The organism is Streptomyces sp. 12E (assembly GCF_055633275.1).
This window is the reverse complement of record NZ_JBVNCJ010000001.1, coordinates 2,135,736-2,158,701: the sequence shown is the minus strand read 5'-3', so window position 1 is coordinate 2,158,701 and position 22,966 is coordinate 2,135,736. Positions and strand designations below refer to the sequence as shown.

Annotated in this window: 22 protein-coding genes; 9 read left to right on the top strand and 13 right to left on the bottom strand. The window is 72.5% G+C overall.

Annotated features, from left to right (window positions below; genetic code table 11):
* Positions 1 to 46: 46 nt before the first annotated feature.
* Positions 47 to 3,334 carry an AfsR/SARP family transcriptional regulator gene (locus ACZ8ZB_RS10090; RefSeq protein WP_470737367.1) on the top strand — a complete coding sequence of 1,096 codons (3,288 nt, stop codon included), beginning with the start codon at positions 47 to 49 and terminating at the stop codon, positions 3,332 to 3,334.
* Here ACZ8ZB_RS10090 and ACZ8ZB_RS10085 read toward each other — a convergent pair whose 3' ends face one another.
* From ACZ8ZB_RS10085 to panB, 3 genes are all read right to left on the bottom strand, one after another.
* Positions 3,335 to 4,162 (bottom strand): ABC transporter permease, encoded by an 828-nt coding sequence (locus ACZ8ZB_RS10085; RefSeq protein ID WP_470737366.1) that lies wholly within the window; start codon positions 4,160 to 4,162, stop codon positions 3,335 to 3,337.
* The gene (locus tag ACZ8ZB_RS10080; RefSeq protein ID WP_470737365.1) at positions 4,159 to 5,187 is read right to left on the bottom strand and encodes an ATP-binding cassette domain-containing protein; all 1,029 of its coding nucleotides are present in this window, start codon (positions 5,185 to 5,187) and stop codon (positions 4,159 to 4,161) included. Before ACZ8ZB_RS10080 ends, ACZ8ZB_RS10085 begins: the two co-directional genes overlap by 4 nt.
* 229 nt (positions 5,188 to 5,416) lie before the next feature.
* Positions 5,417 to 6,295, bottom strand: a complete 879-nt coding sequence (gene panB / locus ACZ8ZB_RS10075) for a 3-methyl-2-oxobutanoate hydroxymethyltransferase (protein ID WP_470737364.1) — start codon at positions 6,293 to 6,295, stop codon at positions 5,417 to 5,419.
* A gap of 191 nt (positions 6,296 to 6,486) precedes the next feature.
* On the opposite strand from panB, the gene ACZ8ZB_RS10070 reads away from it, so the two are divergent.
* The 3 genes from ACZ8ZB_RS10070 to ACZ8ZB_RS10060 all read left to right on the top strand — a co-directional run bounded on the left by ACZ8ZB_RS10070 (position 6,487) and on the right by ACZ8ZB_RS10060 (position 10,008).
* The gene (locus ACZ8ZB_RS10070) at positions 6,487 to 8,076 is read left to right on the top strand and encodes an MFS transporter (protein ID WP_470737363.1); all 1,590 of its coding nucleotides are present in this window, start codon (positions 6,487 to 6,489) and stop codon (positions 8,074 to 8,076) included.
* A 73-nt stretch (positions 8,077 to 8,149) separates the two neighbouring features.
* On the top strand, positions 8,150 to 8,770 hold the full coding sequence (locus ACZ8ZB_RS10065; protein ID WP_470737362.1) for a TetR/AcrR family transcriptional regulator: 621 nt from the start codon (positions 8,150 to 8,152) through the stop codon (positions 8,768 to 8,770).
* Positions 8,771 to 8,955: 185 nt separating this feature from the next.
* Entirely contained in the window at positions 8,956 to 10,008 is a 1,053-nt protein-coding gene (locus tag ACZ8ZB_RS10060) for an endonuclease/exonuclease/phosphatase family protein (protein WP_470737361.1), read from the top strand.
* Positions 10,009 to 10,418: 410 nt separating this feature from the next.
* Here the strand turns inward: ACZ8ZB_RS10060 and ACZ8ZB_RS10055 are convergent, their stop codons facing one another.
* From ACZ8ZB_RS10055 to ACZ8ZB_RS10045, 3 genes are read right to left on the bottom strand one after another with little or no spacing between them, the layout of a single operon-like run.
* Positions 10,419 to 12,179, bottom strand: a complete 1,761-nt coding sequence (locus ACZ8ZB_RS10055; RefSeq protein ID WP_470737360.1) for an NAD+ synthase — start codon at positions 12,177 to 12,179, stop codon at positions 10,419 to 10,421.
* Between the two features lie 49 nt (positions 12,180 to 12,228).
* Complete coding sequence (locus ACZ8ZB_RS10050; RefSeq protein WP_470737359.1) at positions 12,229 to 12,852, bottom strand: DUF305 domain-containing protein; 624 nt, start codon at positions 12,850 to 12,852, stop codon at positions 12,229 to 12,231.
* Positions 12,849 to 13,514, bottom strand: a complete 666-nt coding sequence (locus tag ACZ8ZB_RS10045) for a DUF3105 domain-containing protein (RefSeq protein ID WP_470737358.1) — start codon at positions 13,512 to 13,514, stop codon at positions 12,849 to 12,851. The genes ACZ8ZB_RS10050 and ACZ8ZB_RS10045 overlap by 4 nt, the downstream gene beginning before the upstream one ends.
* Before the next feature lie 247 nt (positions 13,515 to 13,761).
* On the opposite strand from ACZ8ZB_RS10045, the gene ACZ8ZB_RS10040 reads away from it, so the two are divergent.
* Positions 13,762 to 14,169: an RrF2 family transcriptional regulator gene (locus tag ACZ8ZB_RS10040; RefSeq protein WP_470737357.1), complete on the top strand. Its 408-nt coding sequence runs from the start codon at positions 13,762 to 13,764 to the stop codon at positions 14,167 to 14,169.
* Between the two features lie 221 nt (positions 14,170 to 14,390).
* A complete protein-coding gene (locus ACZ8ZB_RS10035) occupies positions 14,391 to 15,752 on the top strand; it encodes a glutamine synthetase family protein (protein ID WP_030836481.1) in 1,362 nt (453 codons plus the stop codon).
* A gap of 70 nt (positions 15,753 to 15,822) precedes the next feature.
* Here the strand turns inward: ACZ8ZB_RS10035 and ACZ8ZB_RS10030 are convergent, their stop codons facing one another.
* Positions 15,823 to 16,380, bottom strand: a complete 558-nt coding sequence (locus ACZ8ZB_RS10030; protein WP_470737356.1) for a DinB family protein — start codon at positions 16,378 to 16,380, stop codon at positions 15,823 to 15,825.
* A gap of 303 nt (positions 16,381 to 16,683) precedes the next feature.
* Between ACZ8ZB_RS10030 and ACZ8ZB_RS10025 the strand changes: the two genes are divergently transcribed.
* Entirely contained in the window at positions 16,684 to 18,234 is a 1,551-nt protein-coding gene (locus ACZ8ZB_RS10025; RefSeq protein WP_470737355.1) for a pectate lyase family protein, read from the top strand.
* A gap of 37 nt (positions 18,235 to 18,271) precedes the next feature.
* Here ACZ8ZB_RS10025 and ACZ8ZB_RS10020 read toward each other — a convergent pair whose 3' ends face one another.
* The 5 genes from ACZ8ZB_RS10020 to ACZ8ZB_RS10000 form a co-directional block, all read right to left on the bottom strand.
* Positions 18,272 to 18,478 (bottom strand): DUF397 domain-containing protein, encoded by a 207-nt coding sequence (locus ACZ8ZB_RS10020; RefSeq protein WP_470737354.1) that lies wholly within the window; start codon positions 18,476 to 18,478, stop codon positions 18,272 to 18,274.
* The gene (locus ACZ8ZB_RS10015) at positions 18,475 to 19,356 is read right to left on the bottom strand and encodes a helix-turn-helix domain-containing protein (protein WP_470737353.1); all 882 of its coding nucleotides are present in this window, start codon (positions 19,354 to 19,356) and stop codon (positions 18,475 to 18,477) included. Before ACZ8ZB_RS10015 ends, ACZ8ZB_RS10020 begins: the two co-directional genes overlap by 4 nt.
* Before the next feature lie 433 nt (positions 19,357 to 19,789).
* Positions 19,790 to 20,500, bottom strand: a complete 711-nt coding sequence (locus tag ACZ8ZB_RS10010; RefSeq protein WP_470737352.1) for a DUF3618 domain-containing protein — start codon at positions 20,498 to 20,500, stop codon at positions 19,790 to 19,792.
* Positions 20,476 to 20,904: a phage holin family protein gene (locus ACZ8ZB_RS10005; protein WP_470737351.1), complete on the bottom strand. Its 429-nt coding sequence runs from the start codon at positions 20,902 to 20,904 to the stop codon at positions 20,476 to 20,478. Before ACZ8ZB_RS10005 ends, ACZ8ZB_RS10010 begins: the two co-directional genes overlap by 25 nt.
* Before the next feature lies 1 nt (position 20,905).
* The gene (locus ACZ8ZB_RS10000) at positions 20,906 to 21,529 is read right to left on the bottom strand and encodes a hypothetical protein (RefSeq protein ID WP_470737350.1); all 624 of its coding nucleotides are present in this window, start codon (positions 21,527 to 21,529) and stop codon (positions 20,906 to 20,908) included.
* Between the two features lie 243 nt (positions 21,530 to 21,772).
* On the opposite strand from ACZ8ZB_RS10000, the gene ACZ8ZB_RS09995 reads away from it, so the two are divergent.
* On the top strand, positions 21,773 to 22,042 hold the full coding sequence (locus ACZ8ZB_RS09995; RefSeq protein WP_470741454.1) for a hypothetical protein: 270 nt from the start codon (positions 21,773 to 21,775) through the stop codon (positions 22,040 to 22,042).
* The gene (locus ACZ8ZB_RS09990) at positions 22,039 to 22,476 is read left to right on the top strand and encodes a type II toxin-antitoxin system VapC family toxin (RefSeq protein ID WP_470737349.1); all 438 of its coding nucleotides are present in this window, start codon (positions 22,039 to 22,041) and stop codon (positions 22,474 to 22,476) included. The genes ACZ8ZB_RS09995 and ACZ8ZB_RS09990 overlap by 4 nt, the downstream gene beginning before the upstream one ends.
* A gap of 15 nt (positions 22,477 to 22,491) precedes the next feature.
* Here ACZ8ZB_RS09990 and ACZ8ZB_RS09985 read toward each other — a convergent pair whose 3' ends face one another.
* Positions 22,492 to 22,932, bottom strand: coding sequence for a VOC family protein (locus ACZ8ZB_RS09985; RefSeq protein WP_470737348.1), 441 nt, complete (start codon positions 22,930 to 22,932; stop codon positions 22,492 to 22,494).
* Between the last annotated feature and the right edge of the window lie 34 nt (positions 22,933 to 22,966).

Genomic DNA, 22,966 nt, shown 5'->3' with positions numbered 1-22,966 from the left:
CCACGCCGACCGGGCCCCGTGACCCCCGCCCCCACCACCGGAGACAATGAACCCCGTGCGCTACCGCATCCTCGGCACCACCCAGGCACTCCGTCCCGACGGCACCGTCGTCCCGGTGGGCGGGGCGCGGCTGCGCGCCCTGCTGACCGTGCTCGCCCTGCGGGCCGGGCGCACCGTGCCCGTGAGCCTGCTGGTCGACGAGGTCTGGGGGGACGCGGATCCGCCGGCCGACGCCACCGGGGCGCTCCAGGCCCTGATAGGGCGGCTGCGCCGGACGCTCGGCGCCGGCGAGATCGCCTCCGTCGACGGCGGCTACCGGCTGACCGCCGCGCCCGACGACGTCGACCTGCACCGTTTCGAGCGGCTGGCCGACGACGGCCTGCGCGCCCTGGCCGACGGCGACCCGGCGAAGGCGGCCGTCGTCCTCGACGGCGCCCTCGCCCTGTGGCGCGGCCCCGCCCTCGCCGGCCTGCCCGGCCGCACGGCCGACGAGGCCCGCCTGGAGACCCGGCACCTGGACGTGCTGCGCGCCCGGCACACCGCCGCCCTCGCCCTCGGCGAGGCCGAGCGGTCCCTGCCCGAGCTGACCGCGCTGTGCGACGGCCACCCCCTCGACGAACCCCTCCAGGCGCTGCGGCTGCGCGCCCTGCGCGACACGGGCCGCACCGCCGAGGCCCTGGCCGCCTACGAGGACGTACGGCGCCTGCTCGCGGACCGCCTCGGCTCCGACCCCGGGGCCGGACTGCGCGCGCTGCACGCCGAGTTGCTGCAACCCGGACCGGAACCCGAGCCCCGGGACCGGGGGAGCGCGCCGCCCGGCAACCTGCGGGCCCGGCTGACCTCGTTCGTCGGCCGGGAGGCCGACATCGAGACCATCCGCGCCGACCTCGCCGCCGCCCGCCTGGTCACCCTGCTCGGACCGGGCGGGGCCGGCAAGACCCGGCTGTCGCAGGAGGCCGCCGAGACCGTACGGCGGAGCGTCCCCGACGGGGTGTGGCTCGCCGAACTCGCCCCGGTCGACGACCCCGACGCCGTCCCCGAGGCCGTCCTCACCGCCGTCGGCGCCCGCGAGACCGTCCTCTACGGCGCCGGCGCCGAGAGCATGCGGGCCGTCACCGACCGGCACGACGACCCCGTGGAGCGCCTCGCCGAGCACTGCGGCCCGCGCCGCATGCTGCTGATCCTGGACAACTGCGAGCACGTCGCCCTGGCCGCCGCCCACCTCGTCCAGACGCTGCTGGAGCGCTGCCCCCGGCTCACCGTCCTCGCCACCAGCCGCGAACCGCTCGGTGTGCCGGGTGAGTTGCTGCGCCCGGTGGAGCCGCTGCCCGAGCCGGTCGCGCTGCGCCTGCTCGCCGAGCGGGGGGCCGCCGCCCGCCCCGGCTTCCGCGCCGACGCCGACGCCGGCACCGCGGCGGCCTGCGCGGAGATCTGCCGCCGCCTCGACGGTCTGCCGCTGGCCATCGAACTCGCCGCCGCCCGGCTGCGGATGCTCACCCCGCGCCAGATCGCCGACCGGCTCGACGACCGCTTCCGGCTGCTCACCTCCGGCAGCCGCACCGTCCTGCCCAGGCAGCAGACCCTGCGGGCCGTCGTCGACTGGTCCTGGGACCTGCTCGACGCGGACGAACGCGACGTACTGGGCCGCCTTTCGGTCTTCGCGGGCGGCTGCGACCTCGCCGCCGCCGAGGCCGTCTGCGGACCGGCCGCGCTCGACGCGCTCGGCTCCCTCGTCGACAAGTCCCTGGTGGTGGCCGCCCCTTCGGGCGACGGCCAGATGCGCTACCGGCTCCTGGAGACCGTCGCCGAGTACGCCGGAGAGCGCCTCGACGAGTCCGGCCGGCGACCCGAGGCGGAGCGGGCGCACCTGACGTACTTCCGTGAAGTCGCCCGCACCACCGAGCCGATGCTGCGCGGCCCGCACCAGGTGGCCGCCATCGCACTGCTGGAGCGGGAGTACGAGAACGTGCGCACGGCCCTGCGCCACGCCCTCGCCCTGCGCGACGAGCAGGAGGCGCTCTGCATCACCCTGTCGCTCGTCTGGTACTGGCAGATGCGTGATCTGCGCATCGAGGCCCGCAACTGGTGCTCCGAGGTCATGGCCCTCGCCCCCGACCCGTTCACCGAGCCGGTGCGGCCCGCCGCCCCGTTGTGGCAGCGCTGCACCGACGCCCCGCCCCCGATGAGCGGCGAGCTCCTCGCCGAGGCCCGCCGCGGGGTGCACCTGGCCCATCTGGCCCACATGGACACCGAACTCGACGACTGGCAGACCCCGCGGGCCCAGCACAAACTGCGCCTCGTCGGCGCGACGTACGAGCCGGGCATGCCGCAGGTCTGCCGGCCGCCCGGCCTGCTCTGGGTGTTCGCCGTGATGCTGACCGGCGACATGGAGCGGCTGCGCCACGTGGTCGACGCGGCCATCCGCACCTGCCGGGCGAACCCCGGGTTCGAGTGGGAGCTGGCCTCCAACCTCCAGTTGCGCGCCAACTTCCTGGCCAACCGCAGCGACTGGGCCGGCGACGCCCGCCGCGACGCCGACGAGGCCCTGGAGATCCACCGCCGGCTCGGTGACGCCTGGGGCATCGCCGAGGCCCTCTCCGCGCGCGGCGAGGCCCGCGAACGCTCCGGCGCGTACCGGGACGCCGCCGCGGACTACGAGGCGGCCATCGAGTACGCCGACCGCCTCGGCGCCCGCGCCCACACGGCCATCCTCACCGCCCGGCTGGGCGGCGCGCTGCTGGAGGCGGGGGAGGCGGAGCGCGGCGAGCGGCTGCTGCGCGGGGTCATCGACGACACGAGGGGCCGGCACACCGAGGCGCTGCCCGCCGCCCGGCTCTTCCTGGCCGGCTGGCTCTGCACCACCGGGCGCACGGCGGAGGCCCGGGAGCACCTGCGGGCGCTGCGCGAGGAGTTCCGCATCGCGCACTACGTCGTCTTCGACGCGTTCATCCTCGGCGCCGAGGGCTGGCTGGAGGTGGCCGACGGCGACGACGAGCGGGCCCTGGTGATCATCCGCGAGGCGATCCGGCAGGCGGGCGACCCGCTGTCCGCCGCCATGGCGCCCCACATGCGCTCGGCGTACGTCACCCTGGGCGCCGTCGCCCTCGCCGGACTCGGCGGCGGGCGGCACGCCCGCGACGCGGCACGCTGTCTCGGCGCGGCCGACTCCTGGCTGCCGCCCGGACACCACGCGGGACTCGCGGAACGCGAGGCGCGCCAACGCGCCGAGGCACGTGTCCGGGCGGTACTCGGCGGCGCGGCGTACGAGACCGCGTACGCCGAGGGCGGCGGCCTCTCCCCGGAGGAGGCCGCCGCCCTGCTCGAGCCGGCGTGATCAGCTCTTCGTGCGGAACTTGTGGATCGCGACCGGCGCCATCACCGCGGTGATCCCCACCGACCAGGCCAGCGTCATCCACAGGTCGTGGGCGACCGGGCCGCCCACCATCAGCCCGCGCGCGGCGTCCGCCAGCGCGGACAGCGGGTTCACCTGGGTGAAGGACTCCAGCCAGCCCGGCATCGACCGGGTCGGCGCGAAGATCGACGAGCCGAACTGCAGGGGCATCAGCACCAGGAAGCCCATCGCCTGGACCGACTGGGCGTTCTTCATCACCACACCCAGCGTGAGGAAGATCCACATCAGCGCCGAGCCGAACACCGCGGACAGTCCCACGGCGGCGAACAGCCCCGGCCAGTTGGTGATGTCGAAACCGACGAGCACGCCGACGACCATGAGGATCGCGGTGGCGATGAGCATCCGCACCATCTCGACCGAGATCTTCGCGAACAGCACCGAGCCGCGCCCGATCGGCAGCGACCGGAAACGGTCCATGACCCCGGTGTTGAAGTCCTGGTTGAACCCGGTGCCCACCCCCTGGGCCATGTTCATGCCCATCATGGCCATCAGGCCGGGCACGATGTACTGCACGTACGCCTCCTGTCCGCCGCCCAGCGACTGCCCGATCGAGCCGCCGAAGACGTACACGAACAGCAGGGTGAAGACGATCGGGAACAGCACGGCGTCGAACATCGACTCCGGGTCCTGCCGTATCCACAGCAGGTTGCGGCGCACCAGGGCGCCGGTGTGCCGCAGATGGGCGCGCAACGGGATGCGCGCGTCCGAGCGGAGACCGGTGGCGGTGGCGGTGGCGGTGGTGGCACTCATACGGCGACGGCCTCCTCGTGGGTCCCGGCGGGCGCGGCGTCCTGCGGGGCACCGGCGCGGTGGCCGGTGAGGGACAGGAACACCTCGTCCAGGCTGGGCAGTTCGGTGGTGATGGAGCTGAGCGTGATGCCGCGCGCGGTGACCGCGCCGACCACGGCGGTCAACTGCTCGTCGCTCAGCACCGGGACGAGCACGGCGCCCCGCTCGGTGTCCACGGTGGTCGTGGCGAGCCCGGTGAGGCCCAGCGCGTCGAGGGCGTCCGCCAGCGGGCGCAACCGCAGCGGGTCGGCCGGGCGGACCCGCAGCGTGCGGCCGCCGACCTTGGCCTTCAGCTCCTCGATGCCGCCGGTCGCGATGACCTTGCCCCGGTCCACGACGGTCAGCTCGGAGGCGAGCTGCTCGGCCTCCTCCATGTACTGGGTGGTCAGCAGCACCGTCACCCCGTCCCCGACCAGTCGCCTGACCTCGTCCCACACCTCGTTGCGGGTGCGGGGGTCCAGTCCCGTGGTCGGCTCGTCCAGGTACAGCACGGCCGGCCGGCCGATCATCGAGGCGGCCAGGTCCAGGCGCCGCCGCATGCCGCCGGAGTAGGTGGACGCCGGCCGGCGGGCCGCGTCGGTGAGCGAGAACCGCTCCAGCAGCTCGTCGGCGCGGGACCGGGCCTCCTTGCGGGACAGGTCGAGCAGCCGCCCGATCAGATACAGGTTCTCCCAGCCCGGAAGCTTCTCGTCCACGGAGGCGTACTGCCCGGTCAGCCCGATCACCCGGCGCAGCTGCCTCGGCTGGCGGACCACGTCGTACCCGGCGACGGTGGCGTGCCCGGCGGTCGGCGTGAGCAGGGTGGACAGGATCCGCACCAGCGTGGTCTTCCCGGCCCCGTTCGGTCCGAGCACCCCCATCACGGTGCCCTCGCGCACCTCCAGGTCGACCCCGTCCAGCGCCTTGGTCTCCCCGTAGTGCTTGACCAGCCCCCGCACGGTGACGGCGCTCCCCGCGCCCCCCGGGCCATTGTCGTTTCGCGTCATGCCCCAGAAGGTGTCACCCCCCACCGACAAACCCCCGACATCCCGCCGACAAACCCCCGACATCCCGCCGCGGACCCTCCGCCGCCGCGGGCAGCCGTGCCGCCGGGGGCGCCCCTGGGGAGGCGCCCCGCAAGCGCCGGGTCGCGCGGCACCCCGCCCGGCCCCGGACATGGGCCGGCCCCGCCGACGGGGGAGGATCGACGGGGCCGGCCGGTGGTGCGACAGTGGCTCAGTGAACGGAGTGCGCCTCCTCCGGGAAGGTCCCGCCGACCACATCCTCGGCGAACGCCCGCGCGGCGCCGCTCATGACCTCACGCAGATCCGCGTACCGCTTCACGAACTTCGGCACGCGCCCGCCCGTCAGCCCCAGCATGTCGGTCCACACCAACACTTGCGCGTCCGTCCGCGGCCCGGCCCCGATCCCGACGGTCGGGATGTGCAGCACCCGCGTCACCTCCGCCGCCAGCTCCGCCGGCACCAGCTCCAGCACCACCGCGAACGCCCCCGCGTCCTGCACGGCCTTGGCGTCCCGCAGCAGCTGCTGCGCGGCCTCCTCGCCACGCCCCTGCACCCGGTAGCCCATCGCGTTCACCGACTGCGGCGTCAGCCCGATGTGGGCCATCACCGGGATCCCGGACTCCACCAGCAGCTCGATCTGCCGGTGCGACCGCTCGCCGCCCTCCAGCTTCACGGCGCCCACGCCCGCCTCCTTGACCAGCCGGGTCGCCGAGCGCAGTGCCTGCACCGGACCCTCCTGGTAGGAGCCGAAGGGCAGGTCGCCCACGATCAGGGCGCGCGAGGTGCCCCGTACGACCGCGGCGGACAGCATGGTCATCTCGTCGAGGGTGACGGGCACGGTGGTCTCGTACCCGAGGTGGCAGTTGCCCGCGGAGTCGCCGACGAGCATCACCGGGATGCCGGCCTCGTCGAACACGGACGCGGTCATCGCGTCGTACGCGGTGAGCATGGGCCACTTCTCGCCGCGCTCCTTGGCGGCGGCGATGTCGCGGACAGTGATGCGGCGCGTGCCCTTGCCCCCGTACAGCGTCCCGCCGGCGGAGGGGGAACCGGGCGTCGTCCCGGTCTGGGCAGCCGAAAGCTGCGTCATGGAACCGTCTCCCAACACGTCATCTCGAGGCGCCCTGACGGCGTCCCCGGACCACATCCATGGTGGCACCTCGCCCCGGAGGAGGGCCAGAGGCCTCCCATGAGTTCCGCCATGCGATATTCCGGAAAAATCCGGGCGAAACGCTTTCGATACGAGACGGTATCGTATCGTAATTGGCTACACTGAGCCGCATGACTTCTCCTGCCGCCCCCGCCCGCCGGGTCCCGGAGGCCGTGCACCGACGCCGTTGGGTGATCCTCGGCGTGCTGATGCTGAGCCTGCTGATCGTCGTCCTCGACAACTCGATCCTGAACGTCGCCATCAAGACGATCTCCACCCCCGCCCCCACCGGCCTGGGCGCCACGCAGAGCGAGCTGGAGTGGGCGATCAACGCCTACACGCTCGTCTTCGCCGGCCTGCTCTTCAGCGCGGGGCTGCTGGGCGACCGGCTCGGCCGCAAGAAGGTGCTGATCGGCGGACTCGCCGCCTTCGGCATCGGCTCGGCGCTCGCCGCGTTCTCCGGCTCGCCGGCCGAGCTGATCGGCTTCCGCGCGGTGATGGGCCTGGGCGCCGCGTTCGTCATGCCGGCCACCCTGGCCGTCCTGATGAACGTGTTCGAACGCGACGAGCAGCCGAAGGCCATCGGCGTCTGGACGGGCGGCGTGGGCCTGGCCATCGCCATCGGCCCGATCACCGGCGGCATCCTCCTGGAGCACTTCTGGTGGGGCTCGGTCTTCCTCGTCAACGTGCCGATCGTCGTCCTCGCCGTCGCCCTGATGCTGTGGCTGGTCCCCGACTCCCGCGACCCGGACCCGGGCCGGATCGACCCCCTCGGCGTCGTCCTGTCCGTGACCGGACTGGTCCTGCTGGTCTACGGCATCATCAAGGGCGGCCAGCTCGCCGACTTCACCGACGCCACGGTGCTGTCGGCCGTCGGCGCCGGTCTCGCCGTACTCGCCGCGTTCGTGGTGTTCGAGAAGCGCAGCGACCATCCGTCCGTCGACGTCACCTACTTCAGGAACAAGGTGTTCTCCGCCGCGATCGTCGCGATCGCGCTGGTCTTCTTCGCGCTGCTGGGCGTGACGTTCTTCACGGTGTTCTACACCCAGAGCGTGCGCGGCTACTCGGCGCTGGAGACCGGACTGCTGATGCTGCCGCTGGCCGCCACGCAGCTGATCTTCGCGCCCCGGGCCCGCCTCCTGGTGGACCGCTTCGGCAACAGGGCCACCGCGACCGCGGGCCTGCTGGTGCTCGCGGGAACGCTGGCCGCGTTCGTCGTCCTGGACGGGGACACGCCGATCTGGGTCCTGGAGGCCGTCTTCTTCCTCATGGGCGCCGGCATGGCGCACGTGATGACGCCGGTCAGCGTCGTCGTCATGCAGGCCCTGCCCCGTGAGAAGGCGGGCTCCGCCTCCGCACTGAGCAACACCTTCCGCCAGGTCGGCGGCGCCCTCGGCATCGCCGTACTCGGCTCGGTGCTGTCCACCGCCTACCGCAACGGCATCGAGGACGAGCTCGGCCCGCTGCCGCCCGGCGCCCGGCACGCCGCCGGCGAGTCCATCGAGGCCACCCTGGCCGTGGCGGACCGGCTGGGCGCGCGCGGCGAGGCCCTGGCCGACGCGGCCGACGCCGCGTTCCTGCACGCGATGCACGTCACGGCGCTGTGGGGGGCGGGTGTCGCGGTGCTGGGCGCGGTCGTCATCGCCGTGTTCCTGCCCGGCCGCACGCCGGCGTCCGAAGGGGGCGGGGAGAAGCGGGAGCTGGTGCCGGCGGCGGACTGAACCCCCGGCCGGTGGACCGTCGCCGCCGCCCACCGGGGAGAATCGTTCCAGCCCACCGAAAGGACCCGACGACGTGAGCCCGGCCGACCCCGACCCCCGGCGGGACGGTCCCCTGCGGGGCCGTCCCCGCAGCGAGGCGGTCGAACACGCCATCATCGAGGGAGCGATGAAGCTCCTGGAGGACGGCGTGCCGCTCGCGCAGCTCTCCATCGAGCGCATCGCACGCACCGCAGGCGTCGGCAAGGCCACCATCTACCGCCGCTGGAGCGGCAAGGAACAGCTCCTCGTCGACGTCCTGCGCGCCGCCGAGCCCCCGGAGCCCGAGCTCCCCGGCACCTCCGTGCGGGACGACCTCGTGGTCCTGCTGGAGTCCCTGCGCCTGCGCGGCCTGGCCGGCCGGGCCTCGGCGATCCTGCACAACGTGCGCGCCCAGATGAAGAGCAGCCCCGACCTCTGGGCCGCCTACCACGACACCGTCATCCTGCCGCGCCGCAGACTGGGCCTGGAGGTGCTGCGCCGGGGCCGGGAGAACGGCGAACTGCGCGCCGACGTCGACCTGGAGGTCCTCAACGACATCGTCGTGGGCCCCATCCTCGTCCGCACCGTCCTGCGCCCCGACGCCGACCTCCCGGACGGCCTCGCCGAACAGGTGGTCGACACCCTCCTCCAGGGTCTGCGCCCCGTCAGCGGCTAGCCGCGATGTGCGCGTTTCGTCACAGAGGGCGCTTTCGCCGCCCCCGTCCGGAACTCCCCGAGCGCACCGGCGCGTCCTCGCCCCCGTACGGCCGTCGAGGGGCGGCAGGAACGGAGCCGATCATCCCCTAGGGTCTTACGGACACGGGGGGCGACGGTGTGCACGGCAGGTTGTGAGGCGACGGTATGGCGCAGCAGGCGTACATGACGGAGACGGACGACGGCGGTTCGGGGCCCGAGCAGCAGCCAACCCGGCTCCGGCGCCTGCGCGAGCGCCTCACCAGGGGCTGGCGCGGCGACCGCGGCATCTGGCGCCGCGGCATCGTCCTGGCCGTCTGCTCGCTCCTGACCGCCCTGGTCATGCTGGCCCACACCCACGTCCCGAACGCGATCGGCAACCTGGGCAGCCTGGTGGACACCTTCCTCCCCTGGGTGGGCCTGCTGATCCCCGTGCTGCTCGTCCTCGGCCTGATCCGCAAGTCGGCGACGGCACTGATCGCGACGGTCCTGCCGGTGGCCGTCTGGCTGGACCTCTTCGGCGGCCTGCTCACCGACAAGACCGCCACGGGCGGCGACCTCACGGTGGTCACGCACAACGTCAACGCCGACAACCCGGACCCGGCCGCCACCGCCCGCGGCGTGGCCGCCTCGGGCGCGGACGTGCTGGCCCTCGAGGAGCTGAAGGCGTCGGAGGTCCCGACGTACGAGCGGACGCTGGAGCCGACGTACGAGTACCACGAGGTGGTCGGCACCGTCGGCCTGTGGAGCAAGTACCCCCTGAGCGACGTGAAGGCGGTCGACATCCGTCTCGGCTGGAAGCGCGCGATGCGCGCCACGGTGGCCGCGCCGGCCGGCCGGGTCGCCGTCTACGTCGCCCACCTCCCCTCCGTCCGGGTGAAGCTGGAGGCCGGCTTCACGGCCCGTCAGCGGGACAAGAGCGCCAACGCCCTGGGCGAGGCCATCGCCGACGAGCCACTGCCGAACGTCGTCCTGCTCGGCGATCTGAACGGCACGATGAACGACCGTGCCCTGAACGCCGTCACCTCCCAGATGCGCTCCACCCAGGGCGCCGCGGGCAGCGGCTTCGGCTTCAGCTGGCCGGCGTCGTTCCCGATGGCGCGGATCGACCAGATCCTGGTCAGGGGCGCCGAACCGGAGAGTTCCTGGACCCTCCCGGCCACGGCGAGCGACCACCTGCCCATCGCGGCCCGGGTGAGGCTCACCACGCAGGACGACTGAGGACCGGCTCGGCGGGCGTGACACCGGCGTCCGAAGCGTACGGCGTCGGTGCGGCCCGGCGTCGGTGCGGGCCGGGGGCGTTCGCGCGACCCGGCGCCTGCGGGGTGCCGCCGCGCCCACCCGTGCCGTCCTGGGGGCACCTCCCAGGCCCTTGAGGCACTGGGGGAGGCACGACTGCCCGCGGCCGGCGCGGCGAGCGGCGGCCGCGTACGGCGCGGAGGGGTCGGGGCGGGGGTGGCCGCCCGCAGCGGCCGACGCGTCCGCGCCCCGCACCCCCTCCAGGACACGTGATCCGCGCCGGTCCGAGGACGGACACCCCCGACGCGGCCCCGCCCCGCCCACCGGCATCAGGCGCTACGCCCGCCCCCACCGGACCGAACCCCGCGCCGCAGGCGCCTCGCAAACGCGCGTCAGACGCGCGTCCCCTCGCGCCAGCCGTTCGTGATCGGCAGGCGGCGGTCCTTGCCGAAGCCCTTCGGGGAGATCTTCGTGCCCGGCGGGTACTGCCGCCGCTTGTACTCCGCCCGGTCCACCATCCGCAGCGTCCTCGTCACCAGCTCCGCGTCGAACCCGGCCGCGACGATCTCGTCCGCCCCCCGGTCCCCGTCCACGTACAGCGCCAGGATCGCGTCCAGCACCGGGTAGTCCGGCAGCGAGTCCGTGTCCACCTGCCCCGGCCGCAGCTCCGCGCTCGGTGGCTTCGAGATCGAGTTCTCCGGGATCGGCGGCGTCTCCCCCCGCTCCACCGCCGCCCGGTTGCGCCACTTCGCGAGCCGGAACACCGACGTCTTGTACACGTCCTTGATCGGCCCGTACGCCCCCACGGAGTCCCCGTACAGCGTCGAGTACCCCACCGCCAGCTCCGACTTGTTCCCCGGCGCCAGCACGATGTGCCCCTCCTGGTTGGAGATCGCCATCAGCAGCGTCCCCCGCAGCCGCGACTGCAGGTTCTCCTCCGCCAGCCCCGTCAGCCCCAGCGCCCCCATGTACGCGTCGAACATCGGCTCGATCGCGACGGTCCGGTAGTTCAGCCCGGTCCGCCGGGCCAGCTCCGCCGCGTCGTCCTTCGAGTGCTCCGACGAGTACTTCGACGGCATCGACACGCCGTACACGTTCTCCGCCCCCACCGCGTCGCAGGCGAGCGCGGCGACCAGCGCCGAGTCGATCCCCCCGGACAACCCGATCAGCACCGACCGGAACCCGTTCTTCTCGACGTACGCCCGCAACCCGACCACCAGCGCGGAGTACACCTCCTCGTCGTCGTCGAGCCGCTCGGCGTACCCCCCGGCCGACGAGGCCTCGTACGCGGGCACGGGCTCCTCCGACAGCACGACCCGGTCGATCCGCAGCCCGTCGTCGACCACCCCCGTCGGCGCGTCCGCCTCCGCCGCCGGAAGCTCGAGATCGACCACGAGACACGTCTCGGCGAACTGCGGCGCACGCGTCACGACCTCGCCGTCACGGTCCACCACGATCGAGTCCCCGTCGAAGACCAGCTCGTCCTGCCCGCCCGTCATCGCGAGGTACGCGGTCGTGCACCCGGCCTCCTGCGCCCGCTTGCGCACCAGCTCCAGCCGGGTGTCGTCCTTGTCCCGCTCGTACGGCGAGGCGTTGACCGACAGCAGCAGCCCGGCCCGCGCCGACCGCGCCGCCGGCACCCGGCCCCCGTCCTGCCACAGGTCCTCGCAGACGGCGAGGGCGACGTCGACGCCGCGCACCCGCACCACCGGCATGGTGTCGCCGGGCACGAAGTACCGGAACTCGTCGAAGACGCCGTAGTTCGGCAGGTGGTGCTTGGCGAAACTCAGCGCCACCTCACCCCCGTACAGCACGGCGCCCGCGTTCTGCGGCGCACCGGCCGGCTGCCCGTACTTCGGCTGGGCGGCGGCACTGCGGTCGAGGTACCCGACGACCACCGGAAGGTCCCCGAACCCCTCCTCGGCGAGCCGCGCGGCCAGCGAGCGCAGCGCGGCCCGCGAAGCCTCCACGAAGGACGACCGCAGGGCGAGGTCCTCGACGGGATACCCGGTCAGCGCCATCTCGGGGAACGCCACGAGGTGCGCCCCCTGCTCGGCGGAGCGCCGGGTCCAGCGGACGATCGTTTCGGCGTTGCCGGCGAGGTCGCCGACGCGCGAGTCGATCTGATTCAGGGCGAGACGTAGTTGAGGCACGGGCCCAGTGTAATCGTCAAAACGACGCGATGTCCCGGAGCCCCGTCCGCTACGACCGGGCCGCCGCCCCCCGCCGCTCCAGCATCTCCGCCATCAGCGCGATCTCCGACTCCTGCCCCTCCACCATCGCCCGCGCGAGCCGCTTCTCGGCGCCCACCTCGCACGCGCGGACGCAGGCCTGGGCCATGTGGACCCCGCCCTTGTGGTGGTCCGTCATGAGCTGCAGGTAGAAGACCTCCGCCCGCTCCCCGTCCAGCGACCCCAGCCGCCTCATCTCGGTGTTGGTCGCCATCCCCGGCATCAGCGCCCCGTCCTCGCCGGGGGCCGCGTCCGCCATGCCCATCCAGGTCATCGGCGGATCCGCGGACACCTTGGGCAGCTCCCACAGGTCGAGCCAGCCCAGCAGCATGCCCCGCTGGTTGGCCTGCGTCTGGGCGATGTCGTAGGCGAGCCGCCGGACCTCCTCGTCGTCCGTGCGGTCCCGTACCACGTACGACATCTCGACGGCCTGCTGATGATGCACGGCCATGTCCCGGGCGAACCCGGCGTCCGCGGACTCCGCGGTCGGCACCGCGTCCGAGGACCCCTCGTCCCCGGCCACCGCGTAGGTGATCGCCCCGGCCGCGATCAGCGCCGTGGCCGCGGCCCCCGCGATCAGCCCCGCCTGCCTCACTCGGACAGCCCGTTGGTGCAGGCGGCCCCCGGCTCGGGCGTCTGCTCCCCCTGGACGAACTTCTCGAAGAACGCGTCCAGGGCGGGATCGTCCGCGCCGGTCACCGTCCGCTGGTGCCCCCAGGCGGACAGCAGGATCGGGTCCTTCTGCCCGTCCACCGGGCTCATCAGCGTGTAGGGCGTCTTCTTCACCTTCGCCGCGAGCGCGTCGACGTCCGCCTTCCCGGCCGAGGCGTTGTACGTCACCCACACGGCGCCGTGCTCCAGCGAGTGCACGGCGTTGGTGTCGTCGATCTCGTCGGTGTAGACGTCCCCGTTGCAGTTCATCCACACGGGGTGGTGGTCGCCGCCCACCGGGGGAGTGACGGGATAGTCCACGGCCTTGGTCACGTGGTCGCGCCCCAGTTCGCCCTCCCACTTCCGCACGCCGTCGTCGCCCGTGACGAACGTGCCCGAGCTCTTGGAGTCGGCGGCCGCACCGCCGCCGTCGTCGTCCGACTGGGACCGGACGAGCACCACACTGCCGGCGACGAGCCCGACGACGACCACCACGCCGGCGGCGATGACGAGGATCCGGTTGCGGCGCTCGCGGGCCTTCTCGGCGCGCCGCATCTCCTCTATGCGTGCCGAACGTGACGCGCTGCTCTTCTTGGCGGAGCCCATGGAAGTGTCCTTCGGGGGAGGAGGAGTGGGACGAACGGATCAGCTGATCGTAAGGGGGAAGGCGGGACGAGCCGTAGAGGGCGGGAGAACCCGGCCCGGCACCCGCGCGCACGCCATCCGCACACCTCCTCCACGCCGAATGATGTGAACCCCAATGCGTATTACCTACGCTGCCCGGTATGCGGCTCCTCCGCTCCACCGACCTGGCTCTGCGGCCTGGCTCTGCGGCCTGGCTCTGCGGGTCCTCATGCGCCTCGCCGTGGCCGGCGACTCCCACCCGACGACGCGGGACGTCTCGACGGCCATGGACGTGCCCTACACCCATGCCGCGAAGGTCGTCGCAGAGCTCCGGCACATGGGCCTGCTCACGGCCCGGCGCGGCAGGGGAGGCGGCCTCGCGCTCACGGAGGAGGGCCGTACCGCCCCGGTCGGCGCGGTGGTCCGGGCCTTCGAGGGCGAGGGCGAGGGCGACGTCGTCGACTGCGAGGGCACCGCCACCTCGTCCCCCTGCCCGCTGAGCCCTGCCTGCCGGCTGCGCGGCGCCCTGCGCGGGGCCCAGGAGGCGTTCTTCGCCTCGCTGGACCCGGTCACGGTGGCGGACATCGTCGCGGCCCCCACGGGACCCCTCCTGCCGGGCATCTCCCCGAGGCCGTGAGCCGCCCGTTACGGATTCCGGCCCGAAGGGGCAAGATGGGCCCCGGAGCGGTACACCTGTCATGTGTCGTGTGCGGGCGTCCGTGCCGCGGCGAGCCGGCCGATCGAGGTCGGCAACGCGTGTGAAACGCTGGTGTGGTGGGATGCTCGCAATGCCCGGCCGTCTCCCCGGGGCGTGGGAGCGGACGGGCGGCCTGACCGGCAAGGATGGGGAAGCGGAAGATGGACAAGCAGCAGGAGTTCGTGATCCGGACGCTGGAGGAGCGCGACATCCGGTTCGTGCGCCTGTGGTTCACCGACGTCCTGGGCTTCCTCAAGTCCGTGGCCGTCGCCCCCGCCGAGCTGGAGCAGGCGTTCGACGAGGGGATCGGCTTCGACGGCTCCGCCATCGAGGGCTTCGCCCGGGTGTACGAGTCCGACATGATCGCCAAGCCGGACCCGTCGACGTTCCAGATCCTCCCCTGGCGCGCCGAGGCCCCCGGCACGGCCCGCATGTTCTGCGACATCCTCATGCCGGACGGCTCCCCGTCCTTCGCCGACCCGCGCTTCGTCCTCAAGCGCGCCCTGGCCCGCACCTCCGACCTGGGCTTCACCTTCTACACCCACCCGGAGATCGAGTTCTTCCTGCTGAAGGACAAGCCGCTGGACGGCAGCCGCCCGACCCCCGCGGACAACTCCGGCTACTTCGACCACACCCCGCAGAACGTCGGCATGGACTTCCGCCGCCAGGCGATCACCATGCTGGAGTCGATGGGCATCTCGGTGGAGTTCTCCCACCACGAGGGCGCCCCCGGCCAGCAGGAGATCGACCTGCGCTACGCGGACGCGCTCTCCACGGCGGACAACATCATGACGTTCCGCCTGGTCATGAAGCAGGTGGCGCTGGAACAGGGCGTCCAGGCGACCTTCATGCCCAAGCCCTTCTCCGAGTATCCGGGCTCCGGCATGCACACCCACCTCTCCCTCTTCGAGGGCGACCGCAACGCGTTCTACGAGTCCGGCGCCGAGTACCAGCTCTCCAAGGTCGGCCGCTCCTTCATCGCGGGCCTGCTGCGGCACGCGGCGGAGATCTCCGCGGTCACCAACCAGTGGGTCAACTCCTACAAGCGCATCTGGGGCGGCACGGAGCGCACGGCCGGCGCCGGCGGCGAGGCCCCCTCGTACATCTGCTGGGGCCACAACAACCGCTCGGCGCTGGTCCGCGTGCCCATGTACAAGCCCGGCAAGACCGGCTCGGCGCGCGTGGAGGTCCGCTCCATCGACTCCGGCGCCAACCCGTACCTGACCTACGCCGTCCTGCTGGCGGCCGGCCTGAAGGGCATCGAGGAGGGCTACGAGCTCCCGCCGGGCGCCGAGGACGACGTCTGGGCCCTGTCCGACGCGGAACGCCGCGCGCTGGGCATCGAGCCGCTGCCGCAGAACCTGGGCGAGGCCCTGACCCTGATGGAGCGCAGCGACCTGGTCGCCGAGACCCTCGGCGAGCACGTCTTCGACTTCTTCCTGCGCAACAAGAAGCAGGAGTGGGAGGAGTACCGCTCCGAGGTCACCGCCTTCGAGCTGCGCAAGAACCTGCCGGTGCTGTAGGCGCGGGCCGAAGCGGGCGCCCGGGGCCGGTGGTCGTGGGCCCCGGCCCGTCCGGGGGACCACCCGGCGGTCAGCCCATGCTCTTCGCGCCGTCCAGCGACTCACGGACGATGTCGGCGTGGCCGGCGTGCTGGGCGGTCTCGGCGATGATGTGCAGCAGCGTCCTGCGGGCCGTCCACCGCGCGTCGGACTCGAACCACGGGGCCTTCGGCAGGGGCCATGAGGCGTCCAGGTCGGGCAGGGCGGCGACCAGCTCGTCGGTCCGGGCGGCCACGTCGGCGTAGTCCGCCAGCACGTCGGCCAGCGTCTCGCCGGGCAGCATCCGGAACTCGTCGGCCCGCCGGGCCCAGTCCTCCTCGGTCATGGCCGTGAAGTCCCCCATCGCCGAGGGGCCGTTCAGGATGAAGTCCACCCAGCCCCGCTCGACCGAGGCGACGTGCTTGATCAGGCCGCCCAGGCAGAGTTCGCCGGCGGTGGTCCGCAGTCCGGCCTGCTCGTCGGTCAGGTCACGGGTGGTGAAGCGCAGGAAGTGCCGGTGCTTGGCGAGCGTCTCCAGCAGGTCGGCGCGCTCACCGGTCACCGCCGGGGCCTCGGTGGATCCGCTGGTGGTCGGCTCGTTCACGGTCATGGGTCTGCCTTCCGTCGTTCCCGTTCCGCGGTCGAGGACCACGCTAGAAGCGATCTAGGACAGACGGTGACCTAGAGGGCGCGCACCTGTCCCCGCAGAAACGGAAGAACATATTCCGTAACTGCGCGGAACCTTGCCAGCCCCTCGGATGTGGCCCTACTGTCGCGACAGATTCAAGAAAGCGCTTTCTCGCCGATGGGTCGGCCCACCCGGCCTCCCTTCATCGGTAGTACTGACATGCCCATGACATCAGGCAGCTCGGTGCGGAACGCCCGGCACACGAGAGCGAAAGGCGAGACGAGAATGAGACGATCAGTCGCAGTGCGACTCTCCGCTTTACTGGCCACGGGGGCCCTCGCGGCGGCGACCGGCATGGCCCTGTCCACCTCCACGGCATCCGCCGCCACCGGCGGAGTCACCGGCTACGCCACCCAGAACGGCGGGACCACCGGAGGCGCGGGCGGCCAGACGGTCCGCGCCACCACCGGCACCGCGATCCACCAGGCCCTCTGCAGCCGGGCCAGCAGCTCCACCCCGATCGTCATCCAGGTCGAGGGCACCATCAACCACGGCAACACCACCAAGGTGTCGGGTGACAGCTGCAGCACCGCGGCCGACAGGATCGAGCTGAAGCAGATCAGCAACGTTACGATCGTCGGTGTCGGCAACGGCGCCGTCTTCGACCAACTGGGCATCCACATCCGGGAGTCCAGGAACATCATCATCCAGAACGTGACGGTCCGGAACGTCAAGAAGTCGGGCTCGCCCACGTCGAACGGTGGAGACGCCATCGGCATGGAAAGCGGTGTCCGCAACGTCTGGGTCGACCACGCCACGCTGGAGGCCTCCGGCGGCGAGTCGGAGGGCTACGACGGCCTCTTCGACATGAAGGACAACACCCAGTACGTGACGCTGTCCTACAGCATCCTGCGCAACTCCGGCCGCGGCGGCCTCATCGGCTCCAGCGAGAGCGACACCTCGAACGGGTACGTCACGTTCCACCACAACCTGTACCAGAACATCGACTCCCGTACGCCCCTGCTGCGCGGCGGCGTCTCGCACATCTACAACAACCACTACAAGAACCTGAACGAGTCCGGGATCAACTCCCGCGCCGGCGCCCGCGCCAAGGTGGACAACAACTACTTCGAGGACTCCAAGGACGTCCTCGGCACGTTCTACACCGACGCGGCCGGCTACTGGCAGGTCAGCGGCAACATCTTCGACAACGTGACCTGGTCCTCGCGCAGCGGCGACAACAACCCGGCCGGTCCGAACCCGACCTCGAACACGTCGGTCAGCGTTCCGTACTCCTACACCCTCGACGCGGCCAACTGCGTGCCGAGCGTGGTGAGCCAGACGGCGGGCGCCAACAAGGGCCTGAAGGTCTCCGACGGCAGCTGCACCCCGCAGAACCCGGACCCGACCGACCCCGGCCCGACGGACCCGGACCCGGACCCGACCGACCCGGACCCCACTGACCCGCCCGCCGGCACCAACCTCAGCCTCGGCGCGGGCGCCGACGGTTCCTCCAAGGCCTCCGGCACGAGCTACGGCAACGTCGTCGACGGCAGCACGAGCACGTACTGGTCGCCGTCCGGCTCGACCGGCTCCGTCTCGGTCAAGTGGGGCTCCGCCACCAAGGTCTCCAAGATCAACATCCGGCAGGCCTCGGGCTCGGGCACCATCAACTCCTACCGGGTCGTCAACCACGACACGGGCGCCGTCCTGGCCTCCGGCAGCGGAGCGGGCGTCGTCAGCTTCTCCGCGACCTCCCTGAAGAAGATCACCTTCGAGATCACCAGCGCCTCGGGCACCCCGAGGATCGCCGAGTTCGAGACGTACGCGAGCTGACACGTGCCGGGGGCCGTCCTCACGGCGGCCCCCGGCCTCAGTCGGCCTGACGCGCCACGAAGCGGGCCCACGTCGCCGCCGCGAGGGTGAGACGGGGGCCGTCGGGGGTCTTGGAGTCCCGGACGTGGACGGAGCGGGGGGTCACCGCGACCTCGACGCAGTCGCTGGGATTGCTGCTGTCGCTGTAGCTGCTCTTGAACCAAGTCAGTTCGACGTCTTCTCGGCCCGTGTCCTTACGGCTCATGTCTCCCCCAGCACTTGTTCGATGAAGGCCAGCGACTCCCGTGCGGTCAGCGCCTCGGCTCGGATGATGCCATAGCGCAGTTCGAGGATCCGGAGCTGCCGGGGATCGGTGACGGGGCGGCTGCCGAACTCGTCATCGGCTCGGCCCACTGCCGTGCCGTCTCCGAACTTGAGCACTTGGATCCGCCCTCCCGTTCCGGGGTGGTCCCCGCGGTCGGTCGGCATCACCTGGACCTCGACGTGTCGCAACTGTGCCAACTCCAGCAGGTGTTCGAGCTGCCTGCGCAGGACCATCGTGCCACCGACAGGCCGTCTCAGGGTCACCTCCTCCTGTACGAAACTCAACTCCGGGGCGGGGCGCCGGTCGAAGACGGCCTTGCGGGCCGTCCGGGCGCCGACCGCCCTGTCGAGCTCGTCCTCCGACAAGGCCGGCCGTCGCGTGCTCAAAAGCGCTCGGGCGTACTCCTCGGTCTGCAGAAGCCCGTGCAGGTTGTGGCTGCCGTACGAAAGCAGCTCCACGGCCTGGGACTCCAGCTTCGCCAGATCCCGCACCTTCTTCGGGTACCGGACCTTCGCCACGTCCTCCTTCATCGCCGCGAGCAGCCCGCCCGCCCCCAGCACCTCGTCCGCCCTCTCCAGGTACTCGGGCCGGGGGATCCGCTTCCCGCACTCGACCTTGTAGACGAGGTCCTCCCCGTACTTCACCGCCGCCGCGAACTCGGCGACCCGCATCCCCGCGGTCTCCCGGCGCAGCCTCAGCTGCCGCCCCACCGTGGCGACGACCGCCACGCCCCACTCGTCGTCCGGGTCGACCTCCCACCCGGGCTCGTCCGCCCGCGCCTCGTCCCCGAGGCGCACCGCCTCACCGTCCACCGACATCCGCACCCCTTCGCCGTACGCGTCATATCGCGAGGCGCCCCACGGTAGGCGGGCCGACGACGCCGAGTGGGGCGAACGGACCGGCGGCACGCCAAAGGGTGACGCGCGGCCGGCCGGCCCTCGGTGTCCTGGGCCGGGCCGCGGGCCGTGGCGCCCCCGACGCGGTCGCCGGAGCCGTGACCGTGCCGATCAGGAGGGCTTGGCGGGGTACCCGGTGAGCATGTTCTTCTTCTTCAGCAATCGGATCGGCTGCGTCGGGTCGCTGCTCATCAGCGCGGTGGCGACCGTCATCCTGTTCCTGGTCCTCACCCGCTGACCCCGCTGACCGACCGCCGGCCCGGGACCGCTCCGGACGGGACGGAAGGGGTCCTGCTCCGGGCCCGTCCGGGCCCGGAGCAGGACCCCTTCCGCTCGACGCCGTCGGCGTCCGGCCTCAGGCGGGACCGGAGCGCTTCCTGGCCTCGTCCTTGAGGCTGCGGCCGGAGTCCTTGGCCTGGTCGGTGACCTGACCGGCCTGGCCGCGGGCCTCGTCCTGGGTGGTGCGGGCCGCCTGCTGTGCGGTGTCCTTCACCTCGGCGGCCGCGCTCTGCGTGGCCTCCTTGGCGCCCTCCTTCAGGTGCTGCGCCGACTCGGTGGCGGCCTGCTTGACCGGCTCCAGCGCCTCGGCGCCGCGCTCCATCAGCTCGGTCGCCTTCTGCTGCTCCTTCTCGGAAGCGGGGATCATCGAGGCGGCCAGCAGGCCGACGCCGAAGGCGACCAGACCGGCGGCGATCGGGTTGCCCTGCGTCTGGCGGCGGGCCATCTCGGGCGTCTGCTGGATGGCCTCTCCCGCCTGGCCGGCGACCTCGCGTGCCGAGTCGGCCGCGCGCCCGGTGCCTTCCTGCACCGAACCGGCCGCCGAACCCGCCGCCGACTGCACCGAGCCGGCCGCCGACCGGGCGGTGTCCGCCACGCCGTGCGCCGTGTGGGACGCGGTGCCCATGACGCGGTCACGGACGCCCGACACCGTGCGGCGCATCCTCGCCTTGCGACGGCGGGCCATGCGGCGCGGGCTGGCCCGGTCGGCGAGCCGGTCCACGTCCGCGGACAGCTGGTTGCGGGTGGCCGCTATCTCGGCCCTCATTTGGTCGGGTGACGTGCCCATTCCGCGTCCTCCTTCAGCGTCTGGACGGTGTGCTCGGGCTTGGGCGAGACGGTGCGCATCTTCGCGCGGCCCTTCTGGTACAGCACGGCCGCGGCGACGGCCCACAGCGCGGCGATGATCAGCGCGGCCCAGCCGCCGTCCATCACGTTGGCCAGGCCGAACATGGCCGCCAGCGACAGGAACAGCAGGACCATGTAGCCGGCGAAGCCGGCGGCGCCGTACATCCCGGCCGCCTTGCCCGCCTTGGTGCCTTCCTCCTTGACCTCGGCCTTGGCCAGCTCCACCTCCTGGCGGAAGAGGACCTGGAGGTCGGAGGTCACCCGGGAGAGCAGCTCACCCGCAGACCGCTCCCCTTCGTACGGCTCGGCCGAGCGGGCCCGGGACAGTGGCGACAGCGTGGCCATCTCATACCTCCGGGAACGGGCGGCCCGTCGTGCCGAGGTTCGGCGGAGCGGGCGGCGCGGTCCCCGGCGGGGGAGCGGCCGGCAGGGTGCCGGCGGCCGGTGCCGCGGTGACCTGCCGCTGTCCGTCCCCGTCGGTCCGGGACGCCGTCTGCGCCACCTTCGCCAGGCGCCCGACGGCCAGCCCGGCCAGCAGCGCGCCGCCGAGGAAGGCGCCGGGGCGGCGCCGGGCGAAGCCCTGGAGGTCGGCGACGAGGCCTTCGACCCCCTGCCGCTCCAGATAGTCGGCCGCCCGCATCCCCTTGTCGCCCGCGCGGGCCGCCAGGCCGCGGGCGGGCGAGTCGTTCTCCGCGTGGGCGGCCAGACCGGAGAAGTCGTTCGCCCACTGCCGCAGCGTGCCGGCCGCCCGCTTCGTCTGCCCGTCCGCCTCGTCGATCGCGCGGGTGCGCAGGTCCTCGATGACCGTGCCGGCCTGCTGCCGTGCCTCGCCCACGACGGTCCGGGCCTGTTCCGCCGCGGTCCCCGCGACCTGCCCCGCGGCCTGCTTGGCCTGGCCGGCCGTCGCGGAGGTCTCTGCCTTGACCTTGTCTCCGGTGCTCCCGGATCCGGTTCGTACGGACTCACTCATCGGCGACTTCCCCTCATCGGATGTGTGCGTACGGCCCGTGCCCGGTGACCCGGTGTGGGCCGGAACGCGCGCTCCGGACCGCACACGTGGCCGTCCGTCCCAGCCCGAGTGGCCATTTGTCATGGTTTGACACACTGGGCGGGCAATGTGTGTGGCACGGTCGGGCGGCGCCCTGGCTCCAGGGGGCAGGGTGATCCCTGAAGTGCTCACATGATCGTGGTACAGGTCCTGCACCATGACGGTATGGCCCTCAAGCGCACCAACGTCCAAGCCGATGACGGCGACCTGTTCCCGATCAAGGAGGCGGCCGCCCGCCTGGGAGTGTCGGAGGCGGAAATAATTCGCGAGGGTATCCACCGGATCGCCTTGGCGCACCGCGTGTGGGACGAGCCGTTCGTCTCCGACGAGGAGACGTTCGACCTCGGCGGTCCCGTGGACGAGGACGAGATCCGGTCGGCGGTGATCCGGGGCCACGCGGAGCGCGAGCGCCGGAACCGGGGCGACGCGGCGTGATCGCCATCGCCGACACCTCCGGCATCCTCACCCTGTTCAACCGGTCCGACCCGGATCACCATGCTGCCAGGAAGGCCGCGGACCAGTGCGGCTTCCTCGTCGCCAGCCCGCTCGCGCTCACCGAGGTGCACCAGGTGGCCACCAGTCGCGCCGGGCGCGGGGCGGCTGATGGAATCCTTCGCTCCCTCACCGGGCGTGTCCGGCAGATGCGGCTGGTCCTGGCTCCGCCGACGCCGGAGATCATGGATGCCGCGCCGGCCGTCCGGGCACGCTACGCGTCGCTGGACCTGGACCTGGTGGAAGCGGTCAACGTCGCCCTCGCCGCCGAATACGGCACGGACGCCATCCTCACCAGGGACCTCCGGGACTTCCGGGCGCTGCGCCCGGCGGGTGGCGACTTCTCCTGTTTCCGGATCCCTCCCGACGATCTCTGACCGGCGACGGCGGGCCTACCCCTCCGCCGGACCCCCCAGCACCTTGTGCAGCGGCTCCGTCGCCCGCCGCCGGTACTCCTGCACCGCCCAGCCGTTGCCGTCCGGGTCCGTGAAGTACATGAAGGTGGCGCCGTCGGAGTCGGCGTACCGGACCGGGTCGGAGACGTCCAGGCCACGGGCGGTCAGCTCCGCGCGGGCCGCCTCGATGTCGGCGACGCAGAGCTGGAGCCCCTGGTAGGAGCCGGGGGGCGGAGTGGGGCCGGGGGTCGACTTCCACAGGGTGTCGCCGAGGGCGATCGAGCAGCCGGAACCCGGCGGGGTCAGCTGGACGATGCGCATGCCCGGCATGACCTCCTGGTCGATGTCGACGTGGAAGCCGACCTTGTCCCGGTAGAAGTCCCTGGCGCGGTCGATGTCGCTCACGGGGAGGGGGATCACTTCGAGGGTCATGTCCATGGAAATCCGGCTCCTTCGTCGACGTGTCCGCTCC